The organism is Sphingomonas sp., assembly GCF_035317925.1.
Taxonomy (GTDB): Bacteria; Pseudomonadota; Alphaproteobacteria; order Sphingomonadales; family Sphingomonadaceae; genus Sphingomonas_I.
Genome location: NZ_DATHFV010000114.1, coordinates 1 through 10,104, shown reverse-complemented (window position 1 = coordinate 10,104; position 10,104 = coordinate 1). Strand labels below are relative to the sequence as shown.

The following is a 10,104-nucleotide window of genomic DNA, read 5'->3' as shown; positions in this document are numbered from 1 at the left end:
TGCCGCTGTTCGAGAAGGCGCGTGAGGCCTTGGGCTGGGACGTGCATCTGCTGCACGACATCCACCATCGCCTGACCCCGATCGAAGCCGGCCGCCTCGGCAAGGATCTCGAGCCCTTCCGCCCCTTCTGGCTGGAGGATGCGACCCCGGCCGAGAACCAGGATGCGTTCCGCCTGATCCGCCAGCACACCACGACCCCGCTTGCGGTCGGCGAGATCTTCAACTCGATCTGGGATTGCCGCGAGCTGATCGAGAATCAGCTGATCGACTATATCCGCGCGACCGTTGTCCATGCCGGCGGCCTGACCCATCTGCGCCGCATCGCCGCGCTCGCCGATCTTTATCAGGTCCGCACCGGCTGCCATGGCGCGACCGACCTCTCACCCGTCACGATGGCCGCGGCTTTGCATTTCGACATCTCGGTGCCCAATTTCGGCGTGCAGGAATATATGCGCCACACGGCCGAGACCGACGCCGTCTTCCCGCATGCCTACAGCTTCGACAACGGCATGATGCACCCCGGCGACAAGCCCGGCCTCGGCGTCGACCTCGATGAAGTCCTCGCCGCCAAGTACGAATATAAACGCGCCTTCCTGCCCGTGAACCGGCTCGAAGACGGCACCATGTTCAACTGGTAGCCGTCAGAACGCCCGCCGCACCTTCAGCGATAGCGCAGGGCCCAGCCGCAACCGGCGAGCATCGCGATAGGCGAGCCCGCCGCTGCCGCGCAGCCCGTCATAGACGGAAATGACCCGGCTATAACGCCGGCCCAGCACGTCGCTCGCCTCGATATGGACGGACAGGTTGGCGTGCGGAATATAGTCGGCGAACACGGTCAGCAACGCGCTGGCCTTGTTGAGATCGACCTCGTCGAACAGATAGGTGTGCGTCGACCAGCCCGCATCGAGCGTCGCGCCCCACGCCGCCTTCCAGCGCGGCAGATCCTGATGGAAATCGGCGGTAAACTGGAGCGGCTTCTGGTTGGAGATTGCGCGCGCGTGCCCGGTGGTCGGATCGGTCACGCGCGCACGGCGCCAGGTCCCGTCCAGCTTGAGCGTGGCGTGCGCAAGGCCGACCACGCTCAACGGCAAGGTCATATCGCCGATCAGATCGTCCTCGCGCCCGTTGCCGATATTGCCGGGCGCGTCGAACACCGCCCCGCCGTCGGTTGGCCGCACCGGCACGCGATCGATCGCATCCCTGAGCCAGCTGTGCCGATAGGTCAGCGATAGCGCGGTCGCGTCCTTGCGCCATTCATAGGCGGCTTCGGCGACCCAGCTATTGTTGGGCCGGATCGCGCTGTTGCCCGACGACACCGAGCCCTTGTCGAGCGTCGCCGCGGCGATGAAATTGGTGAAATCGAGCTGCCCCACTTCGCGCTCGAACCGCAGCCGTATCTGCTGGGTTCGGCCTGGCAATAATGTCAGCCGAACGAATGGTTTGGGATAGACGTAGGAACGCCGCTGGCGCTGGTCCGCGTCGGCGCGGATTTGCGACAGCTCGACATGGCCGCCGGCCTCGATCTGGATCGCGGGTGCCGCCTGCCACGTCGCCTGCGCGCCGATCTCGCCGCGCGCCTCGCTGACCTGTGCCACCGCATCGGGCAATGAAATCGGCGCGCTGTTGAAAGCCAGCATGCTGCTCGTGTCGAGATGGTTGTAAGCGGCCTCGATACTCAAGGCGGCCGAAAGATCGGCGCTTGCCTTGTAACGCAGCTGACTGCGCAGCAGCGCCTCGCTGGTGCGATCGCGCTCGCCGAAGGAGAGCGCCGCTCCCGGGGAATCGAGCAGCGAAGCATAACGCTTGCGGCCGAAACGCAGCAGCGCGGTCGTCTCGCTTTCCAGCGGCCCGAAAGTCCGGCTGAAATGTGCGCCCAGTTCGGCGCCCGCCTGGCCTCCGCCAAGGCCGCCCAGATCCTCGTTGAGCCGCGTCACCACCGCCACCGGCACAAACTGGCGGTCGCGCTGATGGTCGTGATAGTCGGTCCAGGTGAGCGTGCCGTTGAGGCGCAGCTGGCCGTTCCAGGCCGGCAGCTCGAACGTCCCCTGCGCATAACCGGTAAGCCCGCCCGCGGCCGCATCGACCCGTGCCTGCTGGATCGGTGCTCCGGCTGCGTCGGTGCGCAGCCTGCTGCCGTCGCCTTTGTTGACTTCCACATAACGCGACAGCGACGCGCTCCACGACAGGCTGCGGCCGGTGCCGGAGCTTGTGGAGCGTTCGATCGTCACGCCCGGAATCGTCCGGCCGTCGGCATAGACCCCGTCCGAGACGGTCACCGCCGTGGTCGCGCCGGCGGCCGCCTTGCGCACGATATTGGCCACCACCGGTTGGCCCAGCATGTCGATGCCGGGCGCCCCGCCGCGGATCAGGGCGATATGGTCGACCTGCGCCGCGGGAATGCGGTCGAGCACCTGATCGAGCGTGAAATTCTTGTCGGTGATCCGTTTGCCGTCGACCACGACATTGCCCGCCGCCTCCGCCATCCCGCGCAAGGTCGCGTCCCCTGGATCGAAAGTGAAACCGGGAATGCGCTTGACCATGTCGAGCGCGCTATTGGGATGGAAGTCGGCAAAGAAGCCTGCCGGGAAATCGAGCGGCACCCCGTCACCCGGCGGCGCGGCCTGGGCTGCACCGGCCAGCGAAAGGACCAGAATGCAAAGGCAATTTCGGCATGGCATGGGAACACCTCGGATCGGGCAAGCGAGGTGCTCCAGCTAAAGCGCGCATTCAGCCAGGTCCTGAGGTCGAGCCGATGTTTTCCTGATGTCCTTATGGAGGGCGCCCTAACGCGCCTGTTCGATCGCAGCGATCTGGCGGAAAGCCGCTGCCGCCGGCGCCTGACGAACGCCACCCAGACACCAGACCGGCACGGCAAAACGTCGCCAGTCCAGACCGGGCCATTCCAGCTTTGTCTCGTTCGAAACCTCGCGCGCCGCCGCCACCTGCCCCGTCTTCGCCAACGCAGCGGCAAGCGTGATGCCCGACCAGGTCATGCGCACGATCTGACGCGATCGGCCGGCCGCGTCGGCAGCCGTGGCATAATTGCCCTGCGCCAATTGCAGATCGGCAAGGTGCGACAATATGACCCAGCGCACCGGATTGTCGGTCGAGAGCCGCCCCAGCAAAGCATCGAGCGCGCCGACCGAAGCCGCGCCGCGCGCGGTGCAGAGCCCGTCCACGAACGGCAGATCGTATCGCGCGACCGGATGGTTGGGCTGGAGTGCGAGCACGCGTTCGAGCGCGGCATGCGCCCCGTTCCGGTCGCCGATCAGCCGGTAATAAGTGGCGAGTTCGTACAGCACGCCGGCATCGTACGGCGCATGTGCCTTGGCCTGCTCCGCATGGCGCGCGGCGGCGCTTCGCAACGCGGCAACGTTAACACCGGGTGTGAACATAGCCCGATAAGCCAAGGCGCTTGCGAGCGATGCATGCGCGGGCGCATAGTCCGGATCGAGCTGCAAGGCGCGCTGCTGCGGCCACAAGGCGTCGGCCTTGTGCGGCTGAAGGAAGACCTCGTCGCTGCCCGGCACCCAGGTTGCGAGCAAGATCAGTTCCCATGGCTTCAACGACAAAGGCGGCTTGCGCCGGATCGCGCTTTTGGCCGCGACCAACAGCCGATCGGTGAGCTCCCCCGCAATCGCACCCGCCAGTTCGTCCTGCGCGGCCGCATCCATCGCGGCGGGCCGATCGAAATTGCCGGCCCACAGATTCTCGCCGCTGCGCGCGTCGAGCAGGGAGATTGTGATCCGGATACCCGACGCGAGCGGCGCGACGCTGCCACGCACCGCATACGCCTGCCCGCCATCTGAAGCCGGCGCGTTACCCTTGCCGACATGCAGCAGGCTGGCCCGGGACAGCGCCATCGAAACCTGGTCGGACAAGGCCCGCGCCGCGACCGCATCCGCCGGTCCAAGCACATCGAACGGCTTGATCGACACCTGCAGCCCTTCGGTGGCGGGACTGGCCGGTGGGGCGCTGCCCAGCCGATACCAGGCTGCCGCCGCGAGGATGGCGAGCAGCACCAGTGCCGGCACGATCCAGCGCCAACGCCGGACCAGCCTTGGTTCGGCAGGCTCCTCGGTCTCAATCGTCACGGGCGCGATCAGCCGATAGCCGCGCTTGGATATGGTCTCGATCACCTGCGCCGGCGTGCGCGCATCGCCGAACACTTTACGCAGCCGGGAAATCGCCCGGGTCAGGCTTTCATCGGCGCCGAAGGCATGCCCCCAGACACGGTCGATGATCGTCTCGCGCGACAGGACCTCGCCCGGGTGGTTCGCCAACAGGCACAACACATCCATGATCTTGGGTTCGAGCGTCGCTTCGCCGTCCGGTCCAGCCACGACATTGCGACCGGGATCGATCCCGAACGCGCCGATGGTGAAGCGCCGCGTCGGCGTCACTCGTTGCCCAGCAAGCCGCCGAGGATACCGCCGATCGCGACACCCGCCGCCCCGCCGCCGATCGCCCCGCCAAGGCTGCTGCCCCGGCCCTCGTCATTGCCGGGCAGATAGCGGGCAATCTCCTCGGCCAGGTTGAGGATCGGCATCGACTGGAGCCACACCTTGCCCGGCCCGGTCAGCGTCGCGAGGAACAGGCCCTCGCCGCCGAACAGAACGTTCCGGAAGCCGCGCACCATCTGGATGTCGGTATCCACCGTCGGTTCCTGCACGCCGATATGGCCGGCATGGACGCGCAGCCGCTCTCCAGGGCTAAGCGTCTTCTCGATCACCTCGCCCGAAAGATCGAGGAACACCGTACCCGGCCCGGTCACGCGCTGCAGGATGAAGCCCTCGCCCGCGAAGAAACCCGCGCCCAACCGCTGCTGCAGCGCGATGTCGAGCGTCACCGACATCTCCGCGCACAGGAACGTCTCCTTGCGGCAGATCAGCGACTGGCCCGGGCGCAGCACCATCGGCAGGATCGTGCCCGGAAAGCGCGGCGCGAACGCGACATGGCCGGCGGCTTCCGCGCCATATTCGGTGATGAACAGGCTGCCGCCGCTCATCACGCGCTTGAGGCCCGCGAAGATGCCGCCGCCGGTATGCGTGTCCATCACGATGCTGTCGCTCATCCATGCCATCTGATGCGTCTGGCTGTAGATTCGCTCGCCCCGATCGAGATCGATCGAGACCGTCTGCATCACCGTTCCGGAAATATCGTAGCGCATCGCTCTCTCCTCCGAGCCGCGTCGTCCGCTTAGCTGATCGGAAGCGGCGTGCGGTTCAATAGAAAAGAGCGCGGTCAGGCGGATACCATAGCCGGTCAGGACGGCGGGCAGCCCTTTTCGCTTTCGCCCTCCAGCTTGGCGTCGCGGCTGAGCTTGAAATCTCGATTGCAGCGCAACACCGCCGGGCCGCCGAGCCCGGTCGCGAGACTGCGCTTCATCGTCGCCGCGCCGTCGCTCTGCAACTGGATCGCCGGGCCCTTGGTTCGTTCGATCGTCAGCCTGTCCAGAAGCACATTGCCGATCCGCTTGCCGAGGAACTGGATCGCCTCTTCGTTGCTGTCGAGCAGGACGGTGTCGCGTACCGTCACGTCGGCCGCGATCGGCGCGTCGAGCGCATAGAACCAGAGCGCACCGACGCCGAAATGCCAGCGTGGATCGAAGCTGCCCGACCGCACCACCAGATTGTCGGCGATCAGGATCGGCCCCGATGCGGGCACCGCATTGAACCGGTTGCCGAGATGCAGTCCCCCGCCCTCGGTCAGCGTGTCCGCGATCAAATTGCCGCTGACCTCGATATCGTGGCCGCCATACAGCGCGATGCCGTTGGCCAGCACCGGTGCGATGATCGTATTATGTCGGAACACGATATGATGGTCGGCTTGTCCATGCGACCAGGCGGCGAGCCCGTCATCGCCCGTATTGCGCAGGAAATTGCCGTCCACGACCGCGTCGCTGACACCCTGATGGAAATTGAGCCCGTCCGCCATCGTGTCGAGAATGCGCAGGCCCCGGATCACGATCCCGTGCATCGGCCCGTCGAACCACAGGCCAACCTTGGTATGCTGGATCCACAGGTTGCGGATCAGCGATCCGCCGCCGATCGCGCCGCCGATGCCGTTGACCTGATCGTGGTCGATCCGTTCGGTCACCTCGCCCAGGATCGCGAAATCCTCCAGCCGAACGTCGGTGGACTGGTCGGGCGCGCTTTTGCCGTAAAAGCCCAGCCCCCGGCCGCGCACGATCGAATACCAGGGACCGGCGCCGCGAACATGTACGCGGTCGACGATCACATGCCCATCGACCCGGAAACTGCCCGGTGGGATCCAGACCGGCCGCCCGGCCGCTCGCGCGGAGGCAATGGCGCGCTCGAACGCCGGCCCGGACGGTTTCTCCCCCGACGGATCGGCCCCGAAATCGACGACCGAAACCGCGCGTGGCGGTGGGCGCGAAGGCGGCGGCACCAGCTCGAAATCGGCCAGGTCGATCGCATACCAGGGGCCGCGATCCTGCGGCCGCACCTGCAGGCGGACATGCGTGCCCGCCGCGAGCGTGCGTCCGAACAGCAGCCGCGTTTCGTCGAAGAAATGGTGCGCGTGACCATCCCCGGGCCGGTTGGTGAAGGGATAGGCGCCGTAATACCAGCCGTAGCGCGAGGTCAGCGCGAGCGCGCCGAGCGGCTTGCCGTCGGCGAACAGGCCGAGCGTGACGTCGCGCCCTTCGCCCTCGTCTCCGTCGGGAATCGCGGCGCGGACCGTGACCGCATTGGCCGGCCGCGCGAGCGTGAACTCGATATAGGCACCGACCTTGGCGAGCTGCACCGCGCGCCGTCCCGATGCCTCGGCGGCCAGCGTCGTGAAGCGACGATCCGGCCCGACCAAAATGCCGTCGGTAACGGCATTCTCCGCTTCATATTCGTCGAATGGCAAAGCGGCGCCGCGTCCGGCACTGACCTGAGGCGGTAATGCCGCGATCGTGCGCGGCGTCGGCATGGCCTGCGCCGCCGCAGCCAGCAATATCAGGGAACCGAACGGCAGGCGCTGCATGAACCGGTCATAGCCGCGCCGTCCGGATTTACCGAACGATCCGCATCAGCCTAGCGCGACAATTCGCAGATCCAGTTCACCTCCCAGCTCTTGCCGCCGTCGGCGGAGAAGGATTGCTCCATGCGTGCCGCATGCGGGGAAATGTCGAGCCAGACGTAGCGCACCAGGATCGCCCGCCCTTTATAATTCTCCTGATCGAAGAATTCGCCGCGCTTGCCGGTGAACTCGCCGACCACCGGCGGCAGGCCGAGCGTGCCATTGTCCACGTCGACGAGGAAGATCGACCATTGGTGCGTGACCGGATTGTAGAGGCGCAAAGTCTGCGCCTTGATGTGCAGATGCTTGTCCGGGCTATCGACCTCGAACTCCTCGAGATTGGAATTGCTACCGAAGAGCTTCTTGTGGTTCGAAATGCCGTCATATTCGACCCATTCTGTTGAGCCGGTCAGCCGCTCCGGCAGCCGCCGGACATGCGCCTTCCAGTCGCCGATCAGGAAGTCGAAATCATGCGCCCCGTCATGGGTCATCACCGGTTGGGCCGATGCCACGCCCAACGACAAAGACAGCGCGATCACGCCGACCCGGATCATCCCGCCCAGCCCGCACCGCGCCAACATCAACGCCTTCATATCCGCTCCTTCCAGTTCCCGCCGGAATTGATATGCAGGGCGTCGGAGCGCGATCGCCGGGTTGCAAACGGCTTTTCGCGATTGGGCGAACGGGTTCGGGAATGGGTATTCGTGCTGAAAGCTGACGCCGCAAAATCTGGCATAGGCGCGGAAGCCTGGGAGAGCGATCTCGGCCGGCCCGGCTGGTGGATGCGCGTGCTTTTGTTCGCGGCCTTCGCCGGCGGCAGCGTCGGCGTGATCGGCTTCCTCAGCGGCGACCTCCTGATCTGCCTGTTCGACTGGACCGGCATGATCGTGATCGGCACCGCGCTCGCCGCCGGTCTGCTGCCCCGCGCGATCCGGACCGGGCGCCGCTTCGGGCTTCCGCTCGGCCTGTCCGCCGCGCTCGCCATCGCCGTCACTGCCGCCCCGATCGCGCTGGTCGCGGCTTTGTTCAGCGCCTGGGCCTGGCCGAAGGAGGTCGGGCGGATGTCGCCCGCCGACTGGTATATCAAGACGCTGCTGGTCGAGGCGTTCATCGTCGCCGGCTGGGTGATGCTCGAACAATTAAGGCGCGGCCGCGGCGCGCCGGTACCGGTGCTGGCCGCGCCCCGCGCAAGCGCGCAGGGCGATGTCTTCTGTCTCCAGATGGAGGATCATTATGTCCGCATCCACACGCCGCGCGGCTCATCGATCGAACTGATGCCGATGAAGGCCGCGATCGCGCGCTATGGCGGGCCGGAGGGACTTCGCGTGCACCGGAGCTGGTGGGTCGCCCGCGACGCGATTCGGGACGTGCAGCAGGAAGGCCGCAACTGGCGGCTGGTGCTGGACGGCGGATTGATCGTTCCGGTAGCGCGGAGCAGCATCATGCAGGTGCGCGCGCTCAAGCTCGCCTGAATCAATCCGTCATCCCCGCGAAGGCGGGGATCCATAAGCCGCATCGCTGTGAAAAAACGCGAACGTCTAGAAATATGGATTCCCGCCTTCGCGGGAATGACGAGGCTTTATTTCACAGCGGGCAGGCGCAGCCGCACGAGCAGCCCGCCCAGATCCTCGCTCTCTTCCAGCGCGACCGATCCGCCATAGATTTCGGCGACGTCGCGCACGATCGCGAGGCCGAGCCCCGTCCCTGGCTTCTCCGTATCGAGCCGCGCGCCGCGTTCGAAGATCGCGCCGCGCTGTTCGGCGGGAATGCCGCGCCCGTCATCCTCGATCAATATCTCGACGAAGTTCGCGCGGTTCTCGACCGTCACGAACACGCGCCCGCCGCCATATTTGGCCGCATTCTCGATCAGATTGCCGACCAGTTCGTCCAGATCCTGCCGCTCGACATGGACGCGCGCATTGCGGTCGCCCGCCAGATCGATCGTCACCGCCGGATAGAGCCGGCTGACCGCGCGCTCGACCGAATCGAGGCTCGGCCACACCGGCGCGACGCTCTGGCCCGACGCGCGCCGCCCAACCGCGCGCGCGCGCGCGAGATGGTGATCGACCTGGCGCCGCATCGTCGTCGCCTCGCGGATAACCGCCCTGCACAATTCGGGGCTGTTCGCGCTCGCCTCGTTCATGATCACCGTCAGCGGTGTCTTGAGCGCATGCGCGAGGTTGCCGGCATGCGTGCGCGCTTCCTCCGCCTGGCGCTCATTGTGCGCGAGCAAATCGTTCAATTCCTCGACCATCGGCGCGATCTCGATCGGCAGGCGCGTATCGACCCGCGCCATCCGCCCGGCACGCACCGCCGCGATCTGGCGGCGGACCTTGCGCAACGGCCACAGGCCGAACGTCGCCTGCAGCGCCGACATGATGATCAGTCCGAAGCCAAGGATCGCGAACGATCGCACCAATGTCTTGCGCAGGATCGCGATCTGCGCGTCGAGCCCGCTGCGGTCCTGCGCCACCTGGAAGCGCCAGGTCACGATCGATCCGGGCAGGCGCACGTCACGCTCCATCACGCGCAGGGATTCGTCCTGGCCGAATTCCTTGCTGTCATAGATGTGCGTGGCCTCGTCGCGGTGATCGCCATGCACCTGCAGCCGCCGGTCCCATAGCGACCGCGACGGAAACGGCTCGTGGTGGGGCGCCGACACCTGCCAGTAGAGGCCCGAATTGGGTTCGAGGAATCTCTGGTCGCCGAGCGGCCGGTTGAAGCGGATCTCGCCATCCTCATCCAGCTCGGCCGACGCGATCATCGCCGACAGCACATATTGCAGCTGCGAATCGAAATTGCGCGTGATCGCGGTGTCGAGCACGCGATCGAGCGCGAGCCCGCCGCCCGCCAGCAGCAGCCCGATCCAGAGTGCGGCGATGCCGAGCATGCGCCGGGTCAGCGATCCGGTCGTCTCGCTGGTCGTGCGCGCGGGTCCGCCCTCGACCCCGCTCAACACGAGCGGACGGCCGAAGATGATCCTGATCCAGTTCGCCGGCAGCTCAAGCCAACGCGCCGGCGCTGGCCATTTCATGTCAGGCGGGTTCCTCGAGGCTATAGCCCAAGCCGCGGATG

Annotated in this window: 8 protein-coding genes; 2 read left to right on the top strand and 6 right to left on the bottom strand. The window is 66.4% G+C overall.

The window, feature by feature from the left end; translation table 11 throughout:
- On the top strand, nt 1-638 hold a 638-nt coding region (locus VK533_RS08285; RefSeq protein WP_324376390.1), incomplete at its 5' end, for an enolase C-terminal domain-like protein.
- A 3-nt stretch (nt 639-641) separates the two neighbouring features.
- Here the strand turns inward: VK533_RS08285 and VK533_RS08280 are convergent.
- The 5 genes from VK533_RS08280 to VK533_RS08260 all read right to left on the bottom strand — a co-directional run bounded on the left by VK533_RS08280 (nt 642) and on the right by VK533_RS08260 (nt 7,622).
- Nucleotides 642-2,600, bottom strand: coding sequence for a TonB-dependent receptor plug domain-containing protein (locus VK533_RS08280; RefSeq protein ID WP_324376389.1), 1,959 nt, complete (start codon nt 2,598-2,600; stop codon nt 642-644).
- Nucleotides 2,601-2,783: 183 nt separating this feature from the next.
- The gene (locus VK533_RS08275) at nt 2,784-4,403 is read right to left on the bottom strand and encodes a winged helix-turn-helix domain-containing protein (protein WP_324376388.1); all 1,620 of its coding nucleotides are present in this window, start codon (nt 4,401-4,403) and stop codon (nt 2,784-2,786) included.
- Nucleotides 4,400-5,170, bottom strand: coding sequence for a TIGR00266 family protein (locus tag VK533_RS08270; RefSeq protein ID WP_324376387.1), 771 nt, complete (start codon nt 5,168-5,170; stop codon nt 4,400-4,402). The genes VK533_RS08275 and VK533_RS08270 overlap by 4 nt, the downstream gene beginning before the upstream one ends.
- Before the next feature lie 95 nt (nt 5,171-5,265).
- Nucleotides 5,266-6,993, bottom strand: coding sequence for a glycosyl hydrolase family 28-related protein (locus tag VK533_RS08265; protein ID WP_324376386.1), 1,728 nt, complete (start codon nt 6,991-6,993; stop codon nt 5,266-5,268).
- Between the two features lie 50 nt (nt 6,994-7,043).
- Entirely contained in the window at nt 7,044-7,622 is a 579-nt protein-coding gene (locus VK533_RS08260; protein ID WP_324376385.1) for a hypothetical protein, read from the bottom strand.
- Between the two features lie 111 nt (nt 7,623-7,733).
- On the opposite strand from VK533_RS08260, the gene VK533_RS08255 reads away from it, so the two are divergent.
- Nucleotides 7,734-8,501, top strand: a complete 768-nt coding sequence (locus VK533_RS08255) for a LytTR family DNA-binding domain-containing protein (protein ID WP_324376384.1) — start codon at nt 7,734-7,736, stop codon at nt 8,499-8,501.
- Nucleotides 8,502-8,608: 107 nt separating this feature from the next.
- Here VK533_RS08255 and VK533_RS08250 read toward each other — a convergent pair whose 3' ends face one another.
- Nucleotides 8,609-9,919, bottom strand: a complete 1,311-nt coding sequence (locus tag VK533_RS08250; RefSeq protein ID WP_324376391.1) for a HAMP domain-containing sensor histidine kinase — start codon at nt 9,917-9,919, stop codon at nt 8,609-8,611.
- Between the last annotated feature and the right edge of the window lie 185 nt (nt 9,920-10,104).

Coding starts and splice junctions, on each gene's coding strand:
- VK533_RS08260 (WP_324376385.1), bottom strand. CDS start 7,622: ATGAAGGCGTTGATGTTGGCGCGGTGCGGGCTGGGCGGGATGATCCGG.
- VK533_RS08250 (WP_324376391.1), bottom strand. CDS start 9,919: ATGCTCGGCATCGCCGCACTCTGGATCGGGCTGCTGCTGGCGGGCGGC.
- VK533_RS08265 (WP_324376386.1), bottom strand. CDS start 6,993: ATGCAGCGCCTGCCGTTCGGTTCCCTGATATTGCTGGCTGCGGCGGCG.
- VK533_RS08270 (WP_324376387.1), bottom strand. CDS start 5,170: ATGCGCTACGATATTTCCGGAACGGTGATGCAGACGGTCTCGATCGAT.